This window comes from Streptomyces alanosinicus (assembly GCF_014650595.1).
Lineage (GTDB): Bacteria > Actinomycetota > Actinomycetes > Streptomycetales > Streptomycetaceae > Streptomyces > Streptomyces alanosinicus.
Window position 1 is genome coordinate 318516 of the sequence record NZ_BMVG01000001.1, and the last position, 24796, is coordinate 343311.

23 protein-coding genes are annotated in these 24796 nt (G+C 70.5%); 10 read left to right on the forward strand and 13 right to left on the reverse strand.

The features are described 5' to 3' along the window. Positions 1 to 34: 34 nt before the first annotated feature. Positions 35 to 655, reverse strand: a complete 621-nt coding sequence (gene ctaE, locus IE277_RS01440) for an aa3-type cytochrome oxidase subunit III (RefSeq protein WP_189947681.1) — start codon at positions 653 to 655, stop codon at positions 35 to 37. 167 nt (positions 656 to 822) lie between these two features. Here ctaE and IE277_RS01445 point away from each other — a divergent pair, with 167 nt between their 5' ends. After that, positions 823 to 1224: a response regulator gene (locus IE277_RS01445; protein WP_189947683.1), complete on the forward strand. Its 402-nt coding sequence runs from the start codon at positions 823 to 825 to the stop codon at positions 1222 to 1224. Between the two features lie 35 nt (positions 1225 to 1259). Here the strand turns inward: IE277_RS01445 and IE277_RS01450 are convergent, their stop codons facing one another. The 4 genes from IE277_RS01450 to ctaC form a co-directional block, all read right to left on the reverse strand. After that, the gene (locus IE277_RS01450) at positions 1260 to 2522 is read right to left on the reverse strand and encodes a L,D-transpeptidase (RefSeq protein ID WP_189947685.1); all 1263 of its coding nucleotides are present in this window, start codon (positions 2520 to 2522) and stop codon (positions 1260 to 1262) included. A gap of 177 nt (positions 2523 to 2699) precedes the next feature. Continuing rightward, entirely contained in the window at positions 2700 to 3098 is a 399-nt protein-coding gene (locus tag IE277_RS01455) for a cytochrome c oxidase subunit 4 (protein ID WP_023551358.1), read from the reverse strand. Further along, entirely contained in the window at positions 3095 to 4828 is a 1734-nt protein-coding gene (gene ctaD, locus IE277_RS01460; protein ID WP_189947687.1) for an aa3-type cytochrome oxidase subunit I, read from the reverse strand. The genes IE277_RS01455 and ctaD overlap by 4 nt, the downstream gene beginning before the upstream one ends. Next, positions 4825 to 5784 carry an aa3-type cytochrome oxidase subunit II gene (ctaC, locus tag IE277_RS01465; RefSeq protein ID WP_189947689.1) on the reverse strand — a complete coding sequence of 320 codons (960 nt, stop codon included), beginning with the start codon at positions 5782 to 5784 and terminating at the stop codon, positions 4825 to 4827. Before ctaC ends, ctaD begins: the two co-directional genes overlap by 4 nt. Positions 5785 to 6086: 302 nt before the next feature. Here ctaC and IE277_RS01470 point away from each other — a divergent pair, with 302 nt between their 5' ends. Then, entirely contained in the window at positions 6087 to 7463 is a 1377-nt protein-coding gene (locus IE277_RS01470; protein WP_189947691.1) for a cysteine desulfurase/sulfurtransferase TusA family protein, read from the forward strand. 39 nt (positions 7464 to 7502) lie between these two features. Here IE277_RS01470 and IE277_RS01475 read toward each other — a convergent pair whose 3' ends face one another. Further along, complete coding sequence (locus tag IE277_RS01475; RefSeq protein ID WP_189947693.1) at positions 7503 to 8477, reverse strand: carbohydrate kinase family protein; 975 nt, start codon at positions 8475 to 8477, stop codon at positions 7503 to 7505. 136 nt (positions 8478 to 8613) lie between these two features. Here IE277_RS01475 and IE277_RS01480 point away from each other — a divergent pair, with 136 nt between their 5' ends. Together IE277_RS01480 and IE277_RS01485 are read left to right on the forward strand one after the other, a co-directional pair. Then, entirely contained in the window at positions 8614 to 8823 is a 210-nt protein-coding gene (locus IE277_RS01480) for a hypothetical protein (protein ID WP_189947695.1), read from the forward strand. 110 nt (positions 8824 to 8933) lie between these two features. Next, positions 8934 to 10490, forward strand: coding sequence for a hypothetical protein (locus IE277_RS01485; protein ID WP_308433334.1), 1557 nt, complete (start codon positions 8934 to 8936; stop codon positions 10488 to 10490). 104 nt (positions 10491 to 10594) lie between these two features. Here the strand turns inward: IE277_RS01485 and IE277_RS01490 are convergent, their stop codons facing one another. Further along, positions 10595 to 10951, reverse strand: a complete 357-nt coding sequence (locus IE277_RS01490) for an iron-sulfur cluster assembly accessory protein (RefSeq protein WP_030340884.1) — start codon at positions 10949 to 10951, stop codon at positions 10595 to 10597. 264 nt (positions 10952 to 11215) lie between these two features. Between IE277_RS01490 and nadA the strand changes: the two genes are divergently transcribed. Then, positions 11216 to 12412: a quinolinate synthase NadA gene (gene nadA, locus IE277_RS01495; RefSeq protein WP_189947696.1), complete on the forward strand. Its 1197-nt coding sequence runs from the start codon at positions 11216 to 11218 to the stop codon at positions 12410 to 12412. An 86-nt stretch (positions 12413 to 12498) separates the two neighbouring features. Here nadA and IE277_RS01500 read toward each other — a convergent pair whose 3' ends face one another. The 3 genes from IE277_RS01500 to IE277_RS01510 all read right to left on the reverse strand — a co-directional run bounded on the left by IE277_RS01500 (position 12499) and on the right by IE277_RS01510 (position 17697). After that, positions 12499 to 15624 (reverse strand): efflux RND transporter permease subunit, encoded by a 3126-nt coding sequence (locus IE277_RS01500; protein WP_189947698.1) that lies wholly within the window; start codon positions 15622 to 15624, stop codon positions 12499 to 12501. 163 nt (positions 15625 to 15787) lie between these two features. Continuing rightward, a complete protein-coding gene (locus tag IE277_RS01505) occupies positions 15788 to 16468 on the reverse strand; it encodes a response regulator (protein WP_189947700.1) in 681 nt (226 codons plus the stop codon). Then, a complete protein-coding gene (locus tag IE277_RS01510; RefSeq protein ID WP_189947702.1) occupies positions 16465 to 17697 on the reverse strand; it encodes a sensor histidine kinase in 1233 nt (410 codons plus the stop codon). Before IE277_RS01510 ends, IE277_RS01505 begins: the two co-directional genes overlap by 4 nt. A gap of 197 nt (positions 17698 to 17894) precedes the next feature. Here IE277_RS01510 and IE277_RS01515 point away from each other — a divergent pair, with 197 nt between their 5' ends. Next, positions 17895 to 19220: a DUF3616 domain-containing protein gene (locus IE277_RS01515; RefSeq protein WP_373310717.1), complete on the forward strand. Its 1326-nt coding sequence runs from the start codon at positions 17895 to 17897 to the stop codon at positions 19218 to 19220. Between the two features lie 36 nt (positions 19221 to 19256). Here IE277_RS01515 and pspAA read toward each other — a convergent pair whose 3' ends face one another. After that, the gene (gene pspAA, locus IE277_RS01520) at positions 19257 to 19535 is read right to left on the reverse strand and encodes a PspA-associated protein PspAA (RefSeq protein WP_189947706.1); all 279 of its coding nucleotides are present in this window, start codon (positions 19533 to 19535) and stop codon (positions 19257 to 19259) included. A gap of 33 nt (positions 19536 to 19568) precedes the next feature. Further along, entirely contained in the window at positions 19569 to 20360 is a 792-nt protein-coding gene (locus IE277_RS01525; RefSeq protein ID WP_189947708.1) for a PspA/IM30 family protein, read from the reverse strand. A 320-nt stretch (positions 20361 to 20680) separates the two neighbouring features. Between IE277_RS01525 and IE277_RS01530 the strand changes: the two genes are divergently transcribed. The 3 genes from IE277_RS01530 to IE277_RS01540 all read left to right on the forward strand — a co-directional run bounded on the left by IE277_RS01530 (position 20681) and on the right by IE277_RS01540 (position 23238). Next, positions 20681 to 21277 (forward strand): DUF3043 domain-containing protein, encoded by a 597-nt coding sequence (locus IE277_RS01530; RefSeq protein WP_373310689.1) that lies wholly within the window; start codon positions 20681 to 20683, stop codon positions 21275 to 21277. 83 nt (positions 21278 to 21360) lie between these two features. Further along, positions 21361 to 22062 (forward strand): class I SAM-dependent methyltransferase, encoded by a 702-nt coding sequence (locus IE277_RS01535; protein WP_189947712.1) that lies wholly within the window; start codon positions 21361 to 21363, stop codon positions 22060 to 22062. A 96-nt stretch (positions 22063 to 22158) separates the two neighbouring features. Next, complete coding sequence (locus tag IE277_RS01540) at positions 22159 to 23238, forward strand: S1C family serine protease (protein WP_189947713.1); 1080 nt, start codon at positions 22159 to 22161, stop codon at positions 23236 to 23238. A 45-nt stretch (positions 23239 to 23283) separates the two neighbouring features. Here the strand turns inward: IE277_RS01540 and IE277_RS01545 are convergent, their stop codons facing one another. Continuing rightward, complete coding sequence (locus IE277_RS01545) at positions 23284 to 23499, reverse strand: hypothetical protein (RefSeq protein WP_189947715.1); 216 nt, start codon at positions 23497 to 23499, stop codon at positions 23284 to 23286. A gap of 80 nt (positions 23500 to 23579) precedes the next feature. Here IE277_RS01545 and IE277_RS01550 point away from each other — a divergent pair, with 80 nt between their 5' ends. Then, on the forward strand, positions 23580 to 24782 hold the full coding sequence (locus IE277_RS01550) for a bifunctional adenosylcobinamide kinase/adenosylcobinamide-phosphate guanylyltransferase (RefSeq protein ID WP_189947717.1): 1203 nt from the start codon (positions 23580 to 23582) through the stop codon (positions 24780 to 24782). Positions 24783 to 24796 lie beyond the last annotated feature (14 nt).

The window sequence follows — 24796 nt, forward strand, 5'->3', positions numbered from 1 at the left end:
GTCGGTGCTTCTGGATGTGCGGGAGCCGGTCCCGCTACTTGATCAGGTAGATCGTGGCGAAAAGGCCGATCCAGACCACATCGACGAAGTGCCAGTAGTAGGACACGACGATGGCGGCGGTCGCCTGCTCGTGAGTGAACCTCTTGGCCATGTAGGTGCGGCCGAGGACCAGCAGGAAGGCGATCAGACCGCCCGTCACGTGCAGGCCGTGGAAGCCGGTGGTCAGGTAGAACACCGAGCCGTACGGGTCGGAGGACAGCGAGATGCCGTCGTTCTTCACCAGCTCCGTGTACTCGTAGATCTGACCGCCGATGAAGATCGCACCCATGATGAAGGTGAGGATGAACCAGCCACGGAGCTTCTTCACATCACCGCGCTCGGCCGCGAACACGCCGAGCTGGCAGGTGAGCGAGGAGAGCACCAGGATCGTGGTGTTCGTCGCCGAGAAGGGCACATTGAGCGCCTCGGCCATGTGCTTCCAGTGCGCCGGACCCGTCACCGATCGCAGGGTGAAGTACATCGCGAAGAGGGCCGCGAAGAACATCAGCTCGGAACTCAGCCAGATGATGGTTCCGACACTGGTGAGGTTCGGCCGATTGACCGACGGGTGCGCGTGCCCGGTTTCTACTGTCGTTGCTGTCGCCACGACCGACATTATGTCGGTCGCTTATCCCGCCCTCACTCCGGGGGGTGCCGTTCGGAGTGTTGCTACCCGCCGAACCGGTGTTGACGTGGTGTTCAGGGGGACTTCGACGGGAGTAACATCCGCCCCGAACGGCCCTGTACTTCCCGTCCGTACGACGCTGACGTCCCGGAGGAACCATGCAGCCGACCGCCACGGTGCTGGTCTACAGCGACGACTCCACCACCCGCGAGCAAGTACGGCTGGCCACCGGCCGTAAGCCGGCTCCTGACGCCCCTCTGGTCGAGTTCGTGGAGTGCGCGACGCCCGAGGCGGTGCTGCGGGAGCTGGGGCGCGGGGGCATCGATGTGTGCGTGCTCGACGGCGAGGCCGTGCCGATGGGGGGCATGGGGGTGTGCCGGCAGATCAAGGACGAGGTGTTCAACTGCCCGCCGGTGCTGCTGCTGATGGGGCGGCCGCAGGATGCGTGGCTGGCCACGTGGAGCCGGGCCGACGCGGCGGTGACGCTGCCGGTGGATCCCGTGGAGTTCGCCTCGGCCCTTGCTTCGTTGCTCCGTCAGAAGAGGCTGCTGAGCGCCTGAGAGCCCGGGGCGTGGGCTTCGTGCCCGCGCCCCTGCTACAGCGCTGCCGGCTGGAGGCGTACCTGGTTGGCCTCGGACGGTGTGTTCATCGCGTCGCCGGTCAGGGCGCTGCCCTTGCGCCACTTGTTCCAGTCGACGTTCCAGTCGCCGAAGCCGTTGCCGAAGGGTTCCATCGGGTCGCCCATGGAGTTGACCACCCTGACGATGTCGCCCTCGCGGACGGCGTTGAAGAACCACTCGGCGTTCGCCGTACTCATGCCGGTGCAGCCGTGGCTGACGTTCGCGGAGCCCTGTGAGCCCACGGACCAGGGCGCGGCATGGACGAACTCGCCCGACCAGGTCACCCGGGTGGCCCAGTAGACCGGCAGGTCGTAGGAGTCGCGGGTGCCCGCGGCGATGCCGACCGTGGTGCTGCGCATGCGTACGAAGTACTGCTTGGCCAGGATGACCTTGACGCCGTTGCGGGTCTCGAAGCCGGGCTTGCCGGTGGTGACGGGCAGCGCCTTGATGGCCACGCCGTTCTTGAAGACCGTCATCCGGTGCGCCGCGGCGTCCGTGACGGCCTCCACCCGGTCGCCCGTGGTGATGGTCAGCGACTTGGACGGACCGCCCCACAGCCGGTCACCGATCTTGATGCCGTCCAGGTTGCTGTGCACCGTGACGGTGGTGTGGGTGGGCCAGTACACCTTGGGCCGGTAGTGGAGCTCCTTGTCGTCCACCCAGTACCAGGAGCCCTGCACGGCCGGCGTGGACTGCACGCGCAGGGCGCTCTCCACGACGGCGCGCTCCGTCTTGTCCTTGACCTCCTGGTCCAGTTGGGCGGTGATGGGCTGACCCACGCCGTACTCGCCCGCGTCCGGCCCGAAGGTGACGTTCAGCCGCTTCTTGTTCGTGGGCCTGCTGGTGTCGAACGAGAGGACCTTGCGGCCGGGCGCGCCGTCGTCGTCCTCGGTGCTCACCGTGACCGTGTAGTGGTCGCCTGCGGCCAGCGGGGCGGTGCTGTGCCATCTGCTGCCGTCGGCGGCGAGTTCGCCCGCCACATAGCGCCCTGTGGAGTCCTGGGCGGTGACGTCGGTGATCCGGCCGTCATCGCTGTTGGCGGTGATCTCCAGAGGTTTGTCCGGGTCGGCCCGCTTGCCCGCGTCGGTGGGGGCGTTGAACGAGATGACACCCGCCGCGTCGTACGGCTTGGCCGACAGGGGGTTGCCGTCCGAACCGCAGGCAGTGACGCCCGCGCCGAGAGCGGTCACCAACAGGGTGCAGCCGACGGCGGTGCGGGTTCGCGGTGTGTGGTTCATACGATCACGCTATGAGGCGCAGACCTCACCAGCGCGGCAGGTAATCCGTTCGAGTGATCGACACTACGGCACAAGGCCGACAGCGGATGGGTGACCGGCACGTGAGGTCACCCAAAAGGCCGGAAGCCCGGACCCTCCTGATGGAGTGTCCGGGCTTCCGGTGGGTGCTCTGGTGTGTTACTGGGTGCGGTTCTCACCGTGGTAGTACTCGAACACCCAGCCGAACAGGCCGACCACGATGAACGGGGCCGAGAAGTAGATCAGCCACCAGCCGACCGCGATGCTGAGGAAGGCGATCGCACCGCCGAAGCCCAGCATCAGCGGCTGCCAGCTGTGCGGGCTGAAGAAGCCCAGCTCGCCCGCGTCGTCCGCGACGTCGGCTTCCTTGTCGTCCTGGGCGCCCGCGTCGACCCGCCGGGCGGTGAAGCCCAGGTAGAAGCCGATCATGACGCTCAGGCCGAAGGCCAGGAAGAGCGCGGTGGTACCGGCCGGCTCCTTCGACCACACGCCATACACGATGGCCATGATCAGGATGAAGACGCTCAGCCAGATGAACATCCGACCCTGGATCTTCACTTGCCGGCCTCCTTGCTGCCCGCGATGGCGGTGCCGTGACCGGCGTGCTCCAGCTGCTCGAGCGCGGCGATCTCAGGGTGGTGCAGGTCGAACGCCGGGGATTCGCTGCGGATCCGCGGCAGGGTGAGGAAGTTGTGCCGCGGCGGCGGGCAGGAGGTCGCCCACTCCAGGGAACGGCCGTAGCCCCACGGGTCGTCGACGTTGACCGGCTTGCCGTACTTGGCCGTCTTCCACACGTTGTAGAGGAACGGCAGGATCGACAGGCCGAGCACGAACGAACCGATGGTCGACACCGTGTTCAGAGCGGTGAAGCCGTCGGCCGCCAGATAGTCGGCGTAACGCCGCGGCATGCCCTCGGCGCCCAGCCAGTGCTGGACCAGGAACGTGGTGTGGAAGCCGATGAACAGCGTCCAGAAGGTGATCTTGCCGAGGCGCTCGTCGAGCATCTTGCCCGTCATCTTCGGCCACCAGAAGTGGAATCCGGAGAACATGGCGAAGACGACCGTACCGAAGACCACGTAGTGGAAGTGCGCCACCACGAAGTACGAGTCGGAGACGTGGAAGTCCATCGGCGGCGAGGCCAGGATGACACCGGTCAGACCACCGAACGTGAAGGTGACCAGGAAGCCGGTCGCCCAGAGCATCGGTGTCTCGAAGGACAGCGAGCCCTTCCACATGGTGCCGATCCAGTTGAAGAACTTCACACCGGTCGGTACGGCGATCAGGAACGTCATGAAGGAGAAGAACGGCAGCAGCACACCGCCGGTGACGTACATGTGGTGGGCCCACACCGTCACGGACAGACCGGCGATCGCGATGGTGGCCGCGATCAGGCCCATGTAGCCGAACATCGGCTTACGCGAGAAGACCGGGATGACCTCGGAGATGATGCCGAAGAACGGTAGCGCGATGATGTACACCTCTGGATGGCCGAAGAACCAGAAGAGGTGTTGCCATAGCAAGGCTCCGCCGTTGGCGGCGTCGAAGACATGGGCGCCGAACTTGCGGTCCGCCTCCAGGGCGAACAGCGCGGCCGCGAGGACCGGGAAGGCGAGCAGGACCAGCACGGCGGTCAGCAGCACGTTCCACACGAAGATCGGCATGCGGAACATGGTCATGCCCGGGGCGCGCATGCAGATGATCGTGGTGATGAAGTTGACCGAGCCGAGGATGGTGCCGAAGCCGGAGAAGGCCAGACCCATGATCCACATGTCGGCGCCGACGCCCGGCGAGCGGACCGCGTCCGACAGCGGGGAGTAGGCGAACCAGCCGAAGTCGGCCGCGCCCTGCGGGGTGATGAAGCCGCCCACCGCGATGATCGAGCCGAACAGGTAGAGCCAGTAGGCGAACATGTTCAGCCGCGGGAACGCCACATCGGGCGCGCCGATCTGCAGCGGCATGATCCAGTTGGTGAAGCCGGCGAACAGCGGCGTCGCGAACATCAGCAGCATGATCGTGCCGTGCATCGTGAACGCCTGGTTGAACTGCTCGTTCGACATGATCTGCAAGCCCGGCCGGGCCAGCTCGGCGCGCATCAGCAGCGCCATCACGCCACCGATCAGGAAGAACGCGAACGAGGTGACCAGATAGAGCGTGCCGATCGTCTTGTGGTCGGTGGTCGTCAGCCACTTCACCACGACATTGCCGGGCTGCTTGCGCCTGACCGGCTGCTCGTCCGCGTACAAGCCTTCAGCAGCCGCGGCACCCTGGGGTTCGTTGAGGATGCTCACAGGTTGTTCGTCTCCCGGTTCTTCTCGTGGCTCGTCTGCGCGATGCCGGCGGGAATGTAACCGGTCTGCCCCTTCTTGGCGAGGTCCTTGAGGTGCTGCTCGTACCGCTCGGGGGAGACGACCTTCACGTTGAACAGCATCCGGGAGTGGTCGACGCCGCAGAGCTCGGCACACTTGCCGAGGAAGGTGCCCTCCTGGTTGGGGGTCACCTGGAAAGAGTTGGTGTGGCCCGGGATGACGTCCATCTTCATCAGGAACGGCACCACCCAGAAGGAGTGGATGACGTCACGCGAGGTGAGGACGAAGCGGACCGTCTTGCCCTTGGGGAGCCAGAGCGTCGGACCGGGGTTGCCCGTCTGCGGGTTCCGCGTGGCGGGAGTGCCGGCGTCGTAGACACCGCCGGCGTTCGCCGGGAAGTCCTTCTTGAACCGGTCCGGAATGGCGTCCAGGTTCTTGTCGGTCTTCGCGTCGCCGGGGACACCGGGGACGTTCTCGACGTAGTTGAAGCCCCAGCTCCACTGGTAGCCGACCACGTTCACCGTGAGGTCCGGCTTCTTGGAGAGGTCCAGGAGCTTCGACTCGTCCCGGGCCGTGAAGTAGAAGAGCACCGAGATGATGATGATCGGGACCACCGTGTACAGGGCCTCGATCGGCATGTTGTACCGGGTCTGCGGAGGTACCTCGACCTTGGTGCGGCTGCGCCGGTGGAAGAAAGCACTCCACAGGATCAGGCCCCACACCAGCACGCCGGTGGCCAGTGCGGCAGCCCAGGAGCCCTGCCACAGGGAGAGGATCCGCGGAGCCTCTTCCGTGGTCGGGGTGGGCATGCCAAGGCGGGGGAAGTCCTTGTATGTGCAACCGGTAGCGGTCGCCAGGACCAGGCCCGCGGTCAGTGCCTGCAGCAGCTTCCGCCGCATCGGGCGCCGCGGCGAGCGGTCGGAGCCGTTGGGACTCACGTAGCGCCTTCCCGAGAGTCTCGCCCGCGCGGTCGGCTGCGGCCTTCTCGCTGGTCGGTCGCCGCCCTGCGGCGGGCAGGGGTTTGGATGTTTATGCGGACCAAACCCTAGCCGACGCTCTCCGAGGGTTCGCGGGGAGGGGGGCATACGCGCCGCCGGTCACTCCGAAGGGTTTGGATCGGGCGCCCAACAGCTCGGGTTGTCGCGGTTCGGCATGGCGGGTGCGGCTCGCGTCGTGGCTGGTCGCGCCGTTCCCCGCGCCCCTGAGGTGGTGCGGCCGACGCACGTTCTACCGTTGCTGTGTGTCCTACTTTGACGCTGCGTCCGCCGTTCCCCTGCATCCCGTCGCCCGTCAGGCCTTCTTGGCCGCCCTGGATGAGGGGTGGGCGGACCCCGCTCGCCTCTACCGGGAAGGGCGCAGGGCGCGGATGCTGCTCGATGCCGCTCGGGAGGCGGTTGCCGAGGCGGTCGGCTGCCGGGGGGACGAGGTGGTGTTCACGTCGTCCGGGACGCGGGCCGTACACAGCGGAATCGGGGGCGCGTTGGCCGGACGGCGGCGGGTGGGGCGCCACCTGGTCGTGTCGGCGGTCGAACACTCCTCCGTACTCCATTCGGCACAGGTGTGCGAGGCGGACGGCGGGACGGTGGACCGGGTGCCGGTCGACCGGGCGGGTTCCGTGGACCCGTCGGCCTACGCGGCCGCCCTCCGGCCGGACACCGCGCTGGCGTGTCTGCAGTCGGCCAACCACGAGGTGGGGACCGTGCAACCGGTGGCCGAGACGGCGGAGGTGTGCCGGGCCGCCGGGGTCCCGCTGCTGGTGGACGCGGCGCAGTCGCTCGGGTGGGGGCCGGTCGAGGGCGCCTGGTCACTGCTGACGGCCAGCGCGCACAAGTGGGGCGGGCCGCCCGGGGTCGGGCTGCTCGTCGTACGCAAGGGGGTGCGGTTCGCCGTCCAAGGCCCGGCCGACGAGCGGGAGTCGGGGCGGGCGGCCGGGTTCGAGAACATTCCGGCCATCGTGGCGGCCGTCGCCTCGCTGCGCGCGGTGCGGGCCGAGGCGGCCCAGGAGGCGGTACGGCTGAGGGAGCTGACGGAGCGGATCCGGACCCGGGTGCCGGAGCTGGTGCCGGAGGTGGAGGTCGTCGGGGACGCCGAGCGGCGACTGCCCGGAATCGTCACCTTCTCCTGTCTGTACGTCGACGGCGAGGCGCTGCTGCACGCCCTGGACCGCGAGGGCTTCTCGGTGTCCTCCGGTTCCTCCTGCACGAGCAGCACGCTGACGCCCAGCCATGTGCTGAAGGCGATGGGCGTGCTGAGCGAGGGCAATGTACGGGTGTCCCTGCCGGCGGGGGCGGCCGAGGAGGACGTGGAGCGGTTCCTGACCGTGCTGCCGGGCGCCGTGGCAGGTGTCCGGGAGACCCTGGGCGCACCGGCCCCCGAGACCGCCGTGCAGGCCGGGGAACTCGTCGTCGACTCCCTCGGCAAGCGCTGCCCGATCCCGGTCATCGAGCTGGCCAAGGTGTTCGGCGAGGTGCCGGTCGGGGGGACCGTACGGGTCCTGTCCGACGACGAGGCGGCCCGGCTGGACATCCCGGCGTGGTGCGAGATGCGGGGGCAGGAGTACGTGGGCGAGGAGCCGGCGGAGAGGGGGACGGCGTACGTGGTACGCCGGGTCAGCTGAGGGGGGGTCCGGGGGCGCAGCCCCCGGCCCCCCGCCTCCTCAGCCCAGGTGAGCCTGGACTTCCTCGCCGGCCTCGTCCCCGTACGCCTTCACGAACCGCTCCATGAAGTGCGCCCGCCGCAACCGGTACTCCTGCGTCCCCACGGTCTCGATGACGAGCGTCGCCAGCATGCAGCCCACCTGGGCGGCGCGCTCCAGCGAGACACCCCAGGCCAGTCCCGACAGGAACCCGGCGCGGAAGGCGTCGCCGACACCCGTGGGCTCGGCCTTGCGCTCCTCCTCGGGGCAGCCGACCTCGATGGGGTCCTCGCCGACCCGCTCGATCCGTACGCCGCGCGAGCCGAGCGTGGTGACGCGGTGGCCGACCTTGGCCAGGATCTCGGCGTCGGTCCAGCCGGTCTTGGTCTCGATGAGGCCCTTCTCGTACTCGTTGGAGAACAGGTAGGTCGCCCCGTCCAGCAGGACGCGGATCTCGTCGCCGTCCATCCGGGCGATCTGCTGGGAGAAGTCGGCGGCGAAGGGGATCCCCCGGGAGCGGCACTCCTCCGTGTGGCGGAGCATGCCCTCGGGGTCGTCGGCGCCGATGAGGACCAGGTCGAGGCCGCCCACGCGGTCGGCGACGGTCTTCAGCTCGATGAGGCGGGCCTCGCTCATCGCACCGGTGTAGAAGGAGCCGATCTGGTTGTGGTCGGCGTCGGTCGTGCACACGAAGCGTGCGGTGTGCAGGGTCTCGGAGATGCGGACCGACTCGGTGTCCACGCCGTGCCGGTCGAGCCAGGCGCGGTACTCGTCGAAGTCGAAGCCGGCGGCGCCGACCAGGATCGGCTGGGTGCCGAGCTGGCCCATGCCGAAGGCGATGTTGGCGCCGACACCGCCCCGGCGCACGTCGAGGTTGTCGACCAGGAAGGAGAGCGAAACCGTGTGCAGCTGGTCCGCGACGAGCTGGTCGGCGAACCGGCCAGGGAAGGTCATGAGGTGGTCGGTGGCGATGGAGCCGGTGACTGCGATGCGCACGACGGGAAATCTCCTGCGGAGACGGGAGGGCGGGTTGACAGTTCACGCTACCCGGTCGGCGGCCGGCGCTGTAGGCGGCGAAACTACCCGATAGTAGATCTTTCTTCGCGGCCCGGTGCAGGCCTACGGTGCGGTCATGACGAACATCGGATTCCGCTCCACCGCCCCGGCCGACATCGAGGGCGACCTCGCCGTACTGCGCGGTGACTGTGCCCGGATGGCTCCGCACTGGTCGGTTCCGAAGCATGCCGGGTCCCGGCCGGTGCCGCCGTCCCGGATCCACGGCGTGACCGTGCCGGCCACGTCCGCGCGACTGCTGGACGCGATGTCGGACTACGGGGACTGACGCGCCGGGCGCGTCGCGCCGGGCACCCGGGAACCGCACGCTCCCCTCCCGCGTCCCATCGCCGTCCCCCACGCAGGGGATGCGGGATACGACCAGCGAGGAGCGATGCGGTGAACACCGAGGAACCCGAGAACCGCGAGCACACCGAGGGCTCCGAGCATGCCGACAGCGCCGGGACCGTCGGGAGCCCTGAGGGCGGGGAGGAACGGCCGGGCGGGCGGCGGTCGCGGCTCGCCGTCCTCTCCGTCGCCGCCGCCGTGCTGCTGGTCGGGGGCGGCGGCGCGTACCTCGCGGCGAGCAGCGACGCGGGCGGCCGGGACGGCGGCCCCGGTGCGGCCGGCGGGGCCACTCCCCCACCGCTCGCCCTGGACGGCTGGAGCGGCACCGGCGGCATCGCGCCGGGTGAGCCGGACCCGTACGGAGCGACCTATGTGGCCGCCGGCGAGCTGCCTGCCGGGCCGGGTTCCGCGCCGGTGTACATGCCGAAGGGACAGGTCGGTAAGGACGCGGTGGCCCGGCTGGCGAAGGCGCTCGGTGTCGAGGGCACCCCGGTGGCCGAGGGCGGGATCTGGCGGGTCGGCGGCAAGGACGGCTTCGGGCCGAGCCTCCAGGTGAACCGGGACGCACCGGGCAGCTGGACGTTCAGCCGGTATGCGCCGGGCACCGACAACTGCAAGAAGGGTGTTCTGTGCGCACACGATCCGATGGGCCCCAGCGGCGCCCCGGTGAGTGTGCGGAAGGCGACCGAGGCCGCCGCGCCGGTGCTGAAGGCGGCCGGGCTGGACGACGCGAAGATCGACGCGGGGCAGGTCATGGGCGTCCAGCGGGTGGTCAACGCCGAGCCGGTGGTCGGCGGGCTGCCGACGTACGGCTGGTCGACGGGGCTGACCGTGGACCGGCAGGGTGAGGTGGTCGGCGGGCACGGGCTGCTGGGGGCGCCGGTGAAGGGCGCGGTGTATCCCGTGCTGAGTGCCGCGAAGACGCTGAAGCTGATGAACGCGGCGCCGAAGGGCGACCACCGGATGGGGATCGGCGGCTGCACCAGTCCGGTGCCGCTGAAGGACCGGCTGGAGCAGCCCTGCGGCGCCGCGAGCGCGGGACCGAAGCAGGCCGCCGGCGCGGTGCCGAAGAACGGGGTCGACCGGGTCACGGTCGAGAAGGCGGACCGGGTCACCGTGGACAAGGCGGTGTTCGGGCTGGCCGTGCGGTCCGTCGCCGGGCGGCAGACGCTGGTGCCGTCCTGGCTGTTCGAGGTGCGGGAGCCGGCCGGCCAGGGCACGTCCACGGTGGCCTATCCGGCGGTCGATCCCCGGTACGTGGCCTCGGCACAGGCCCCCTCCGGCGGGCCCACCAAGGCGCCGCGGCCGCACACCGTGAAGGTCACCGGCTACACGGCCGACGACCGGGAGCTGCACGTGAGCTTCTTCGGCGGGGTGTGCGCCGACTACAAGGCCTCGGCGAAGGAGAGCGGCGACCGGGTGACCGTGACCGTCACCGAGCGGCCCTGGCCGGACAAGGTGTGCGTACTGATCGCCAAGGAGTACGTGAAGACCGTACGGCTGACCGCGCCGCTCGGCGGACGGACGGTGGTCGACGCCGACGGCACGCGGATCCCGCGGGACAAGCCGGGCTCGCTGCGGCCGGACGCGTCGGCGCAGCCGCGCTGAGTCTCCCGCAGCGCACGACGAAAGGCGGCGGCCCCTTCACCAGGGGCCGCCGCCTTTCTCCGTTCCTTCGGACCTTCGCCGTTCCTTCGGACAGGGTCCGCGGCTCAGCTGAAGGAGTCGCCGCAGGCGCAGGAGCCGGTCGCGTTCGGGTTGTCGATCGTGAAGCCCTGCTTCTCGATGGTGTCCACGAAGTCGACGGTGGCGCCGCCCAGGTACGGGGCGCTCATGCGGTCCGTGACGACCTTGACCCCGCCGAAGTCCTTCACCACGTCGCCGTCGAGCGAGCGCTCGTCGAAGAAGAGCTGGTAGCGCAGGCCGGAGCAGCCGCCGGGCTGGACGGCGACGCGCAGCGCGAGGTCGTCACGGCCTTCCTGGTCGAGCAGGGCCTTCACCTTGGCCGCGGCGGCGTCGGTCAGGATGATGCCGTCGGTGACGGTGGTGGTCTCGTCCGATACGGACATCTACATCTCTCCCGGGTTGTACGGAGACTGCTTGCCGACGAGTGCAACCGGCGCTTTCGCGGATTCATTCCGGGCCGGGCGGTCGCGTTGTCGCATTTTTGCTTCCGTCTTCATGCTCGCACATGCCCTCTGTCGTCGACAGCGGCCTGTGGAGGGACCCCAAGGGGATTCACGTCACATCGACGTTATGGCCATCGTCAAAGTGACGTGAACCAGTTATGATAGATAGCGTCAGTTAGACGAAAAGTAGAAAGGGTGCGTGTCGTGACCACCGCCCAGACCCCGGAACTCGACGTGCAGCCGACTCCGCTCGCCCTGCTGCTGCTCGGCCGTGAGGCCGACCCGAAGAGCGAGCGGGGCGTCGAGTGCCCCGGCGACCTGCCCTCGCCGTCCGACCCCGACCTGGTCGAGCGCGCCCGCGCGGCCAAGGAGAAGCTCGGCGACAAGGTCTTCGTACTCGGCCATCACTACCAGCGCGACGAGGTCATCCAGTTCGCGGACGTCACGGGTGACTCCTTCAAGCTGGCCCGGGACGCGGCCGCGCGCCCGGAGGCCGAGTACATCGTCTTCTGCGGTGTGCACTTCATGGCCGAGTCCGCGGACATCCTCACCTCCGACGACCAGAAGGTCGTCCTGCCCGACCTCGCCGCCGGCTGTTCGATGGCCGACATGGCGACGGCCGAGCAGGTCGCGGAGTGCTGGGACGTACTGACCGAGGCAGGCGTGGCCGAGCAGGTCGTACCGGTCTCGTACATGAACTCCTCCGCCGACATCAAGGCGTTCACCGGCAAGCACGGCGGCACGATCTGCACCTCGTCCAACGCCAAGCGGGCGCTGGACTGGGCCTTCGAGCAGGGGGAGCCCTCCACGACAAAGGTGCTGTTCCTGCCCGACCAGCACCTCGGCCGCAACACCGCCGTCCGGGACATGGGCATGTCCCTGGACGACTGTGTGGTCTACAACCCGCACAAGCCGAACGGCGGGCTGACGGCGGAGCAGCTGCGGGCCGCGAAGATGATCCTGTGGCGCGGCCACTGCTCGGTGCACGGCCGCTTCAGCCTCGACTCGGTCAACGACGTGCGCGCCCGCATCCCCGGTGTGAACGTGCTGGTCCACCCGGAGTGCAAGCACGAGGTCGTCGCCGCCGCGGACTACGTCGGCTCCACCGAGTACATCATCAAGGCCCTGGAGGCGGCCCCGACCGGCTCCAAGTGGGCCATCGGCACCGAGCTGAACCTGGTCCGCCGGCTGGCGAATCGTTTCGCGCCCGAGGGCAAGGAGATCGTCTTCCTCGACAAGACGGTCTGCTTCTGCTCGACCATGAACCGCATCGACCTGCCCCATCTGGTCTGGGCCCTGGAGTCCCTGGCCGAGGGCAACCTGGTCAACCGGATCGAGGTCGACAAGGAGACCGAGGCGTTCGCCAAGCTCGCGCTGGAACGGATGCTCGCCCTGCCGTAGGGCTTCGACGGCACAGACGCCGGGGCCCGGCCCGCAGGACGCGGGCCGGGCCCCGGCGTGTGAAGGAGTGCGGTGTGGCGGGGTGCTCAGACTCCGGCCGGCTCCGGATCCGGCGCCTTCTCCGCCTTCGCCTCCTTCCTCGCCTTCGCCTCCTTCTTCGCCGCCCGCTTCTTCGCCCGGCGCTCCTTGCGGAGCTCCAGCATCGCGTAGAGCGTCGGTACCAGAAGGAGCGTCAGCAGGGTGGAGGTGATCAGGCCGCCGATGACGACCACCGCGAGCGGCTGGGCGATGAAGCCGCCCTCGCCGGTGACGCCCAGGGCCATCGGCAGCAGGGCGAAGATCGTCGCCAGGGCCGTCATGAGGATCGGGCGCAGCCGGTGCCGGCCGCCCTCGATCACGGCCTCGACCACGCCGTAGCCCTGTCGGCGGTACTGGTTGATCAGGTCGATCAGCACGATCGCGTTGGTCACCACGATGCCGATCAGCATCAGCATGCCGATCATCGCCGGGACGCCCATCGGGGTGCCGGTGGCGACCAGCAGGCCGATCGCGCCGGTCGCCGCGAACGGGATGGAGACCAGCAGGATCAGCGGCTGGGCCAGCGAGCGGAACGTCGCCACCAGGAGCATGAAGACGATCGCGATCGCCGCCAGCATCGCCAGGCCCAGGTTCTTGAACGCGTCGCTCTGGTCGGAGGAGACACCGCCGATCTCGGCCGTGGCACCCGTCGGCAGCTTCAGCGCCTTGATCTTCGACTGGAGCTTGGTGCTGATCGCGCCCGTGTTGTCACCGGTCGGCCTGGCCGTGATCGTCGCGGCCCGCTGACCGTCGATCCGGGTCAGCGACACCGGGCCGTCCACCAGCTTCACCGTGGCGATGTCGGCCAGCTTCACCGGGCCGACGCGCAGGTTCTTCAGCTCGGCCAGCGTGGTGGCGGGCTTGGCCGACCTGACCACGACATCGCGCTCTGTGCCGTCGAGGGTCGCCTTCGCCGCCGTCGTACCGCGCACCGCCTCGGCGACCACGGCGCCCAGCTTCTGGTCGTCGAACCCGGCAGCCGCCGCCCTGGCGCCGGCCTTGACCGAGATCCGCGGCACGCTGGTGGCGAGGTCGCTGGTGACGTCCGTGACATGGTCCAGGCCGGCGACCGTGGAGCGCACCTGCTCCGCGGCCGTGGACAGCGTCTGCGGGTCGGAGGCCTTGACCACGACGCTCAGGTCCTGGTTGCCGAAGCCGTCACCGGCCGAGACGGTGGTCGTACCGATGCCCTTGAGCTTCTTCAGGCCGTCCTCAAGGTGCTTCTGTACGTCGTCGTACGACTTCGAGTCCTTCAGCATCACCTGGTACGACGCCTGGTTGGTGTCGGTGCCGCCGCCGAAGGCCGCCATGAAGCCGGAGGAGCCGACGGTGACCTGGTAGTCCTTGACGCCCTTGGTGGCGGCGATCAGCTGCTCGACCCGCTCGGCCTGCTTGTCGGTCTCGGTGAGGCCGGTGCCGGGCTTCAGCTCCTGCTTGACGGTGAGGACTTCCTGCTCGCCCTGGTCGAAGAAGTTCGTCTTCAGCAGACCGCCCATGCCGAAGGTGAGGACGAGGACCACGATCGCGATCAGCACACTGGTGAGGCGACGGCGTGTGGCGAAGCGCAGGACGGGGACGTAGGCGCGCTGGAGGCGGCTGTCCGCTTCCTTCTCCTCGGCCCGGCGCCGGGCCTCCGCGGCATCCTCGGGGGTGCCCTTCGGGGCCCGCAGGAACCAGTACGACAGGACCGGGACGACCGTCAGCGACACCAGCAGGGAGGCCAGCAGGGCCGCCGTCACCGTGATGCTGAACGAGCCGAACAGGGCGCCCACCATGCCGCCGACCAGGCCGATCGGCAGGAACACGGCGACCGTGGTGAGGGTGGAGGAGGTGACCGCGCCGGCCACCTCGCGCACCGCGTTCAGGATCGCGTCCCTGCGCTCCTCGCCGTAGCCGAGGTGCCGCTTGATGTTCTCCAGGACCACGATCGAGTCGTCGACGACCCGGCCGATGGCGATGGTGAGCGCGCCGAGCGTAAGCATGTTCAGCGACAGGCCGCGCGTCCACAGCACGATCAGGGCGAGGACGACGGACAGCGGGATGGAGACGGCCGTGACCAGCGTCGAACGGATCGACGCGAGGAAGACGAGGATGATGAGGACCGCGAAGAGCAGGCCGAGCGCGCCCTCCGTGGTCAGCCCCTTGATGGACTTGGAGACGGCCGGGCCCTGGTCGCTGACGACCGTGAGTTTCGCGCCGGAGCCGAGCTGCTCGCGCAGGCCGGGCAGCTTGTCCTTGACGGCGTTCGAGATGGTCACCGCGCTGCCGTCGTGGTCCATCGTCACGTTGACCGCGAGGCTGGGCCGGCCGTCGGTGCGGGTGATGGAGTCGGCCGGGGCCGGCTGCTCCCTGACGCCGGCCACATCACCGAGGCGTACGGGCTTCGCCCCGCCCTCGCCGGTGACCAACAGGTCCTGGATCTGCCGCAGCGAGGTGAAACCGCCGCCGACCTGGACGGTGCGGTTGGCACCGTCCTCCTCGAAGGAGCCGGCCGGGACGGTCGCGCCGCCCGCCTGCAGGGCCGGGCCGAGCGCGGCGGCGGTGAGTCCCGCCCGTGCCAGCTTCGCGTCGTCCGGGGTGACCGTGACCTGCACGTCACGGACGCCGGTGACCTGGACGCGGCCGACCCCGTCGATGCCCTTCAGCGTCGGTACGACCGTCTTGTCCAGCTGGTCGGAGAGCGCCTGCTGGTCCTTGCCCGAGGTGACGGCGAGGACCACGGCCGGCATGTCGTCGGTCGAGCCGGAGACGACCTGCGGGTCGACGCCGGACGGGAGCTGGTTGCGCGCCCGGTTCACGGCCTGCTGGACGTCGGAGACCAGCTGCTTGGTGTCGTTGCCGTAGTCGAAGGACGCCATGATCACGGCGTTGCCCTCACTGGCGGTGGAGGTGACGGACTTGATTCCGTCGACACCCTGCAGATTGTCCTCGATCGGCTCGACGACCTGCTTCTCGACCACGTCGGGCGAGGCGCCCTGGTACGGCGTGACGACCGACACCATGGGCAGGTTGATGGTGGGCAGCAGCTGCTGCTTGATCTGGGGTATCGCGATCAGCCCGAAGACGAGCGCGACGAGCGACATCAGGCCTATGAGGGCCCGTTGCCGGAGGCTGAATCTCGACAGCCAGGACATGGATCAGGGTCTCTCTTCCGTGAGCGGCAGACCCTCTCACCCTGAACCATCACGCAGCGCCGAACCGTAGGCCCAGGGTCCAGTTCCTTATCCGGTGCCTACTCCGCCCGCAGTACGCCGGGGTGGAGAACGGAGTACGCCTCGGGTGGGCTCCGGGTGGAGTTCAGTCCGTCCGCGGCCGGACCAGCCCCGACTCGTACGCGATCACCACGAGCTGCGCCCGGTCGCGCGCTCCCAGTTTGGCCATGGCCCGGTTGACGTGTGTCTTCACGGTCAGCGGGCTGACCGCGAGCCGCTCGGCGATCTCGTCGTTGGAGTGGCCGGCCGCGACCTGGACGAGCACCTCGCGCTCCCGGCTCGTGAGCGTGCCGAGCCGTTCCGAGCGGGCCGGGTCGCGGCCGTCGCCGCCGTCGCCCTGGGCGAGGAAGCGGGCGATCAGGCCCTTGGTGGCGGTCGGCGACAGCAGGGCCTCGCCGCCCGCCGCGACCCGGATGGCGTTCAGCAGCTCCTCCGGCTCGCTGCCCTTGCCGAGAAAGCCGGAGGCGCCCGCGCGCAGGGCCTCGACCACATAGTCGTCGACCTCGAACGTGGTCAGGATGACCACCCTGATCTGGGCGAGCGAGGCATCCTCGCTGATCATCCGGGTCGCGGCGAGCCCGTCCGTGCCGGGCATCCGGATGTCCATGAGGACCACGTCGGGGGCCTGCTCCCGGGCCAGCCGCACCGCCTGCGCGCCGTCGGAGGCCTCCCCGACGACCTCCATGTCGGACTCGGAGTCGACCAGCACCCGGAACGCGCTGCGCAGCAGTGCCTGGTCGTCGGCGAGCAGGACACGGATCGTCATGCGGTCTCCCCCGGGGCCGTCGTACGGGTCTCGCTTCGGGTCTTGAGGGGCAGGATCGCATGGACGCGAAAGCCGCCGCCGTAGCGGGGTCCGGTGGTGAGGGTGCCGCCGAGGGCGGTGGCCCGCTCCCGCATGCCGAGCAGTCCGTGCCCGCCGCCGGCCCCCGGCACCCCGGCCGCGCCCGCGCCGTCGTCGAGGACGGTGACCTCGATGTTCGCTCCGACGCGTACGACGCTGACCTCGGCCCTGGCATCGGGTCCGGCATGCTTCTGCGCGTTGGTCAGGGCTTCCTGGATGATCCGGTAGGCGGCCAGGTCGACGGCGGCGGGCAGTTCGGTGCCCTGGTCGGCGCGGGCCACCGCCACCGGCAGGCCGGCGTTGCGGAAGGTGGCGGCCAGATCCTGAAGACGGCTCAGGCCGGGGGCGGGCTCGGTCGGGGCCTCGGGGTCGCCGGACTGGCGGAGCAGACCGACGGTGGCGCGCAGCTCGTCGAGGGCGGAGCGGCTGGCCTCGCGGACATGGGCCAGGGCCTCCTTGGCCTGCTCGGGCCGCTTGTCCATGACATGCGCGGCGACCCCGGCCTGCACATTCACCAGGGCGATGTGATGGGCGACGACGTCGTGCAGATCCCGGGCGATGCGCAGCCGTTCCTCGGCGACCCGGCGGCGGGCCTCCTCCTCACGGGTGCGTTCGGCTCTCTCGGCCCGCTCCCGGATGGCCTGGACCTCCGCGCGCCGGCTGCGTACGGCGTCGCCGGCGGTGGCGCCGATCCCGGTCCAGGCGAGCACGCCGAGGTTCTCCTGCGCGTACCAGGGCAGGGAGCCGCCGAGTATCGCGGCGGCGGTCAGCACGGTCATGGTGAGCAGGCCGACGCGCCAGGTGGTGGTGCGGTCGGTGGTCGAGGCGACGGTGTACAGGGCGACCACGGCGGCCATCGCGACCGGGGCGCGCGGATCGCCGGTGACGGACTCGATGACCGAGAGGCTGCCGGTGACGGCGAGGACCGCCTTCGCGGCGCGGCGGCGGAAGACGAGGGCGGCCGCGGACAGCACCATGAGCAGGAGGCTGAGCGGGTCGGGGGTGCGGACGCCCCAGGTGACGCCGTTCTCGCCGCGGGGGGTCACGAAGGATCCCGCGACCATGCACACCAGCACGCCTGCGGCGATGCCCGCGTCCAGGGCCCAGGGATGGGCCTTGAGACTGCACCGGGCGCGGTCGAGAGTGCTCACGGGATGAACAGTACGGCTGCTTTGTACCGCCCTGTGCCCGCGAGGGGCGAGCTGTTAGGCGTCCGATCGTCCGACGGACCGTCAACTTTCAAGCGGCGTTGGCCATGAGTGCACAGCCTTCTCGTCGCATCCGTCCCGACGAAGAAAGGCCCTCCGTGCGCTCTCGTTCGCTCTGGACCGCCGCCGCTCTCGCCCTCGTGTCGGCCACCGGCCTCACCACCTCCGCACACGCGGTGACCTACGGCACCCCGACGATCAAGCTCTCGACCGCCTACCTCTCCGGCGCCGTCGGCAGCACGGGCGACCCCGTCGTCACCGTCACCGTCGCACAGAGCGGCGCCGACGCCTCCGCGCTCTCCGTGGCCGCCAGCAGGACGAGCAGGGCCGCCGTGGCCGGCACCGGTGACGTCAAGGCCGGCGGCACCGGTGGCACCCGCAGCGTCGCCGTGACCGCGCACGCCCAGGGCTACACCGACCTCACCCTGAAGGTGACCGGTCTCGGCGGCAGGACGGCCACGACCACGCTGCACTACGCGGCCTCTCCGGCCGTCCAGCACTCCGCCGACGCCCGCTATCTGACCGGCGCCTCGGACGCCTCCGCCGCGGTGGACGTCGGCGGCGGCTACATCGTCGTCGGCAACGACGAGGACAACACCCTGCGCCTGTACGACGGTTCGGCCTCGGGCGCGCCGGTGAGGACCTGGGACATGGGCAGCGCGCTGGGCGCCGACAAGGAGGTCGACATCGAGGGCGCGGCCCGCGTCGGGAACACGATCTACTGGACCGGGTCGCTGGGCAACAACAAGGACGGCGTGTACAAGGCCGACCGGAACACGGTGTTCACCACGACCGTCTCCGGGTCCGGCGCCGCCACCCGGCTCACTTTCGGCTCGGCCGGGCACCGGCTGCGCGACGACCTGGTGGCCTGGGACGAGGCGAACGGCGACCGCTACGGCTTCGCCGCCGGGACGGCCGACGGGCAGATCCCCAAGGAGATCAACGGCTTCAATGTGGAGGGGCTGGAGTTCGCGCCGGGGTCCGGCACCACCGCGTACGTCGGCTTCCGCGCCCCGCTCGTGCCGCCGCAGAACGGCGGTAAGGCGCTGATCGTGCCGGTCACCGACATGGACCAGGTGGCCAAGGGCGCCAAGGCGGCCTTCGGCACCCCGATCGAGCTGGACCTCGGCGGGTTGTCCATCCGTGATCTGCGCCGTAACGACCACGGGCAGTACCTGATCGTGGCCGGGTCCTGGGCCGCCGACGACAACAGCGACCCGCAGGCGCTGTACTCCTGGGACGGCGTCGCAGGGCACCGGCCGGTCAAGGTGACGGACCTGCCGACGGCGGACGCGGGCGCCTGGGAGTCGGTCGTCTCCGTGCCCGACCTGACCGCCTCCGGCGCCCGGGTGCAGCTGATCACCGACGACGGCGCCGCCGATCTCTACGGCGACGGCACCGAGGCGAAGGACCTCAGCCACCCGGAGTGGCAGAAGTCCCGCACCACCTGGTTCACCCTGAACTGACCCGGAGCCGGCACCCCGGGCAGGCCCCCAGCGGGGTCAGCCCGGAATCAGCCCGTCCTCGCTGAGCATCTCCCGGACCTCCTCCAGCGACGCGTCCGCCGCCGGAAGGATCAGCTCCGAGGGCTCCAGGGCCTCGTCCGGCAACGGCTCGCCCAGCTCACGGACCTTGTCCAGGAGGGCGCGGAGCGTACGGCGAAAGCCCCCCTCGTCACCGCTGTCCAGCTCGTCCAGCAGCTCGTCGTCGAGCTTGTTCAGCTCGGCGAAGTGGGCGTCGGCCAGCCTCCACTGGCCCTCCCCCATGATCCGTACGATCACGTCGGCCTCCTCGGCTCGGGCCCCGGCGGCGGACTACTGCTTGTCGAAGCGCGGGGTGTCCTGCGGCTGCGGCTGGGCCTGGCCCTGGGCGGTGCCGCCCTCGATGGCCTGCTGCGGGGAGCCCCCGGCCAGCTCGGCCTTCATGCGCTGCAGCTCCAGCTCTACATCCGTACCACCGGAGAGGCGGTCCAGCTCGGCGGCGATGTCGTCCTTGGCCATGCCGGAGGGGTCGTCCAGGGCGCCGGAGGCGAGCAGCTCGTCGATGGCGCCTGCCCGCGCCTGGAGCTGCTGCGTCTTGTCCTCGGCGCGCTGGATGGCGAGGCCGACGTCGCCCATCTCCTCGGAGATGCCGGAGAAGGCCTCGCCGATGCGGGTCTGGGCCTGGGCGGCGGTGTAGGTGGCCTTGATGGTCTCCTTCTTCGTACGGAACGCGTCCACCTTGGCCTGCAGGCGCTGAGCCGCCAGAGTGAGCTTCTCCTCCTCGCCCTGGAGGGTGGAGTGCTGCGTCTCCAGGTCGGTGACCTGCTGCTGGAGGGCGGCACGCCGGGACAGCGCCTCGCGGGCCAGGTCCTCGCGGCCGAGCGCGAGCGCCTTGCGGCCCTGGTCCTCCAGCTTGGTGGACTGCTGCTGCAACTGGTTGAGCTGGAGTTCCAGGCGCTTGCGGCTGGTCGCCACGTCGGCGACCCCGCGGCGCACCTTCTGCAGCAGCTCCAGCTGCTTCTGGTACGAATAATCGAGGGTCTCGCGCGGGTCCTCGGCCCGGTCAAGGGCCTTGTTCGCCTTCGCGCGGAAGATCATCCCCATACGCTTCATGACACCGCTCATGGGCTTCGCGCGCCCCCTTCTGACGGACTCCAGCTCACAGATCCTGCGACAGGACCCACAGTACGGGCCCTGACTCCATTACCGCACTGTTCGGGGACGGATGCGCTCATCCCCAAGGACGACTGCGGACGGTATCGCTCCGGCGTGAGGAGTAGGTGGTCCTCCGGGTGAGCCCTTGCGGGCCCTTCGCGGTCCCCCCGATGACCGCCGGATGAAGCGTCTGCGACGTCCCCTCTGTCCCCCTACAGACGTCCGGTGTTGCCGGATCGTTCCCCGCCGGACTGGGGTCCATGCCGGTGAAGCCCTTACGCTTGGGTTTTGTGTTCCGTAGCCGTGCCAAGGACGAGAAGGCCCCCGCCGACAAGGCGCCGGTAGCCGACTCCAAGCAGCCCCGTGACCCGCAGGCCCCGAAGGGCAGGCCCACGCCCAAGCGCAGTGAGGCCCAGACCCAGCGGCGCAGCGTGGCCAAGACGCCGACCAACCGCAAGGAGGCCGCGAAGCGCCAGCGCGAGGAGCGGCGCCAGGCCCTGGAGCGGCAGCGCCAGGCGCTGGCCAGCGGTGACGAGCGCTATCTGCCCGCCCGGGACAAGGGCCCGGTGCGCAAGTTCGCCCGTAACTGGGTGGACGCGCGGTTCAACGTGGCGGAGTTCTTCCTGCCGCTCGCCGTCGTGATCCTCGTGCTCAGCATCGTGCGGGTGCCGGCGATCCAGTCGATCGCGCTGCTGATGTGGCTGGTCGTGATCGTGCTGATCGTGGCGGACGCGGCGTTCAGCGGGTTCCGTCTGAGGAAGCGCCTGAAGGAGCGCTTCCCGGACGAGAACACGCGCGGCGCGGTCGCCTACGCCCTGATGCGCTCGCTCCAGATGCGCCGGCTCCGCCTGCCGAAGCCTCAGGTCAAGCGCGGAGAGCGGCCCTGAGCGCAGACGCCTTCACCGGGGATGCGGCGGGCGCCTGGCTGCGCACACTGGGCGGGCTGCGCGATGTCGTACGCCAGGAGCTGGTGGCCCGGCAGCTGGACGAGCAGATAGCCGCGCGGTTCCCGGTCGGGCAGCGGCTGCGGGTGCTCGACGTGGGGATGGGCCAGGGCACCCAGGCGCTGCGGCTGGCCCGGCTCGGTCATCAGGTGACCGGGGTGGAGCAGGACCCGACGATGATCGCCGCCGCGCGCGAGGCGCTGGCCGAGCAGCCGGAGGGCATCCGGGAGCGGGTGCGGCTGGTGCAGGGCGACGGGCGCGACACCGGGGTGCACTTCCTGCCGGGCGGCTTCGACGTGGTGCTGTGCCACGGCGTCCTGATGTACGTCGAGGAGCCCGATCCGCTGCTGGCGGGGCTGGCCCGGATGCTCGCCCCCGGCGGGCTGCTCTCCCTCCTCGTCCGCAACGGCGACGCGCTCGCCCTGCGGCCGGGCCTGTCCGGGGACTGGGCGGGCGCCCTGGCCGCCTTCGACACCACCGCCTACCGCAACCGCCTCGGCCTGGACGTCCGCGCCGACCGGCTGGGCACGCTCACCGGGACGCTCGCCGGGATCGCCGCGCCGCTGCACGCCTGGTACGGCGTGCGGGTCTTCACGGACACGGCCGCGGACGACGCGCCGGTCCCGGACGACCTCCGGACGCTGCTGGCCGCCGAGGAGCGGGCCGGGCGCACCGACCCCTACCGCGGCACGGCTGCCCTGCTGCACCTGTGCGGCGTACGGGGCTGAGCCGAGGACCGGTACGGCATCCGGTACGGCATAGGGCCGCACCCGTTCGGGGGAACACCACGGGCCCGGCGATCACCGTGCGGTGAGACTCGGGGCATGGACGCTTCCCGTACCCGTGCCCTCGGCAAGGCCGTGTCCGCCGCCGCGCTGGTGTGCTGCGCCTTCCTCGCCGCCGGCTGCTCGCCGGCCACCGCCCCGGCCGCACAGGACACCGGCACCGGCACCGCGACGACCGCGCGGGCGGCCGCGCCGATGGCCGCGGACGATCTGCAGAGCCAGTACCAGAAGGTCATCAAGACGGTCCTGCCGTCGGTCGTGCAGATCCAGGCGAGCCATGACCTGGGCTCCGGGGTGGTGTACGACGACAAGGGCCACATCGTCACCAACGCGCACGTGGTCCGGTCGGAGAAGATCTTCAAGGTGACCGCGGCCAACAGCGAGGAGCCACTCACCGCGCGCCTGGTGTACTCCTATCCCGAGCAGGACCTGGCCGTGATCAAGCTGGACAAGGTGCCGGCCGGGCTGAAGGCGGCGACGTTCGGCGACTCCGAGAAGGTGGAGGTCGGCCAGATCGTGCTGGCCATGGGCTCACCGCTCGGGCTGTCGTCCAGCGTGACCCAGGGCATCGTCTCGGCGACGGGACGGACCGTCAGCGAGGCGGGCGGGGGCAGCGGCGCGACCATCGCGAACATGGTGCAGACCTCGGCCGCGATCAACCCCGGGAACAGCGGCGGCGCCCTGGTCAATCTGAACGGGCAGGTCATCGGCATCCCGACGCTCGCCGCCGCCGACCCCGACCTCGGGGGCAGCGCCGCGCCCGGCATCGGGTTCGCCATCCCGGCGTCGATGGTGAAGACGATCGCCGGCCAGATCGTCAAGACGGGCAAGGTCGTCGACTCGGGGCGGGCCGCGCTCGGCATCAGCGCGCGGACCGTCGTGGACGACCGGTACCAGCCCGCCGGGGTGGCGGTGGTCACCGTGCGCAGCGGCGGCGCGGCCGACAAGGCGGGCCTGCGGCCGGGCGACATCATCACCAAGCTGGGCGACGAGCGGATCTCCACCGTCACCTCGCTGTCGGAGGCGCTGGCGGCGGACAAGCCGGGCCAGAAGACCACGGTGGAGTACCAGCGGAGCGGCGCCGGGCGGACGGCGCAGGTGACGCTGGGCGAGCAGTGAGGCGACCGGGAAGGGTACGGCCCCAAGGGCCGTACCCCTCGGGTCTCATGACTCGGCGGCGGCGTGCAGGCTCATGGGCCCGTAGATCTCGGTGCCCTCCTCGAAGAGCCGCACCTGGTCGACGCCGCCGTCCAGCAGCGGCCGCCACTCCTCGCCGATCCAGGACTCGGCATCCCCCTGCGTGGTGAACTCCTCGGGCTGCACCGGGGGCTGGACCTCCGTCCCGTCGGCCTTCTCGAACCGCCACGTCCATGCCGTCATCTGGGCCTCCTTTGATCCCACACCTGCTGGAAGACTAGCCGGAAGCGCACGACCTGATCAGAGGGGCGAAAATCGATTCCGTGGAAGTGACTCTGCTCGGTACCGGCGCACCGGCCGGACTGCCCCGCCCCGACTGCCCCTGTGCCGCCTGCGCGACCGCGCTCGGGCCCGACGCCCGGGCGGCGACGGCCGTGCTGGTGGACGGGACGCTGCTGCTCGACCTGACGCCGGGTGTGGCGTTCGCGGCGGCGCGGGCCGGGCAGTCGCTGGCCGGGGTACGGCAGGTGCTGCTGTCGCATCCGCACGACGGACCGGCGGTGGAGGTGCCGGCCGGGCTGCCGCAGCCCGTCCGGGTGCCGGACGGGCGGGAGTTGGCGCTGCTGACGGGGCATCGGGTGCGGGCCGTGGCGATGGACGCGGGCGGCACGGGGTACGCGGTGAGCGGGCCGGACGGGCTGCGGCTGCTGTATCTGCCGCCGGGCGGGGCACCGGCCGGTCTTCAGACGGCGCCGGCCGAGTCGTACCACCTGGTCCTCGCGGACGTGGTGGGGCGCCCGGACGCGCTGGCCCGGCTGCGAGCGGTCGGCTCCGTCGGCCCCACGACGGACGTCGTCGCCGTCCACCTCGACCACGATGTGCCGCCCGGCGCGGAGTTGCGGCGCCGGCTGGCCGCGGCGGGGGCGCGGGCCGTGCCGGACGGTACGACGCTGGCGGTCGGCGCGTACGAGGACGTGCCGGACGTGCCGCGCCGGACGCTGGTGCTGGGCGGGGCGCGCTCGGGCAAGTCGGTGGAGGCGGAGCGGCGGCTGGAGTCCTTCCCGGATGTGCTGTACGTCGCGACCGGCGGGGCCCGGGGCGGGGACACCGAGTGGGCGGAGCGGGTGGCGGCGCACCGGGAGCGGCGGCCGGGGTCGTGGCGTACGGCGGAGACGACGGATCTGGTGCCGCTGCTGCGGGAGGACGGGCCGCCGCTGTTGATCGACTGTCTGTCGCTGTGGCTGACGGATGCCATGGACTCGGTGGGGGCGTGGGACGACGCGGAGTGGGCCGACGGTGGTGAGAAGTCCCTGCGGGAGCGGGTGCGGGAGCTGGCCGAGGCGGTGCGCGGTACGCGGCGGACGGTGGTCGCCGTGTCCAACGAGGTGGGGTCGGGGATCGTGCCGGCGACGGCGTCGGGGCGGCGGTACCGGGATGAACTGGGGCGGCTGAACGCGGCGTTCGGGGCGGAGTGCGAACAGGTGCTGCTGGTGGTGGCGGGGCAGGCGTTGGTGCTGCGGGGGTGACGCTCGCGGGGTGC

Bases quoted from the DNA above. Each gene is read 5' to 3' on its own strand.
- IE277_RS01490 (WP_030340884.1), bottom strand. From the start codon at position 10,951: ATGTCCGTATCGGACGAGACCACCACCGTCACCGACGGCATCATCCTG.
- IE277_RS01505 (WP_189947700.1), bottom strand. From the start codon at position 16,468: ATGACGATCCGTGTCCTGCTCGCCGACGACCAGGCACTGCTGCGCAGC.
- IE277_RS01480 (WP_189947695.1), top strand. From the start codon at position 8,614: ATGACGAACATCGGATTCCGCTCCACCGCCCCGGCCGACATCGAGGGC.
- IE277_RS01445 (WP_189947683.1), top strand. From the start codon at position 823: ATGCAGCCGACCGCCACGGTGCTGGTCTACAGCGACGACTCCACCACC.
- IE277_RS01450 (WP_189947685.1), bottom strand. From the start codon at position 2,522: ATGAACCACACACCGCGAACCCGCACCGCCGTCGGCTGCACCCTGTTG.
- ctaE (WP_189947681.1), bottom strand. From the start codon at position 655: ATGTCGGTCGTGGCGACAGCAACGACAGTAGAAACCGGGCACGCGCAC.
- IE277_RS01500 (WP_189947698.1), bottom strand. From the start codon at position 15,624: ATGTCCTGGCTGTCGAGATTCAGCCTCCGGCAACGGGCCCTCATAGGC.
- IE277_RS01545 (WP_189947715.1), bottom strand. From the start codon at position 23,499: ATGACGGCATGGACGTGGCGGTTCGAGAAGGCCGACGGGACGGAGGTC.
- IE277_RS01525 (WP_189947708.1), bottom strand. From the start codon at position 20,360: ATGAGCGGTGTCATGAAGCGTATGGGGATGATCTTCCGCGCGAAGGCG.
- IE277_RS01540 (WP_189947713.1), top strand. From the start codon at position 22,159: ATGGACGCTTCCCGTACCCGTGCCCTCGGCAAGGCCGTGTCCGCCGCC.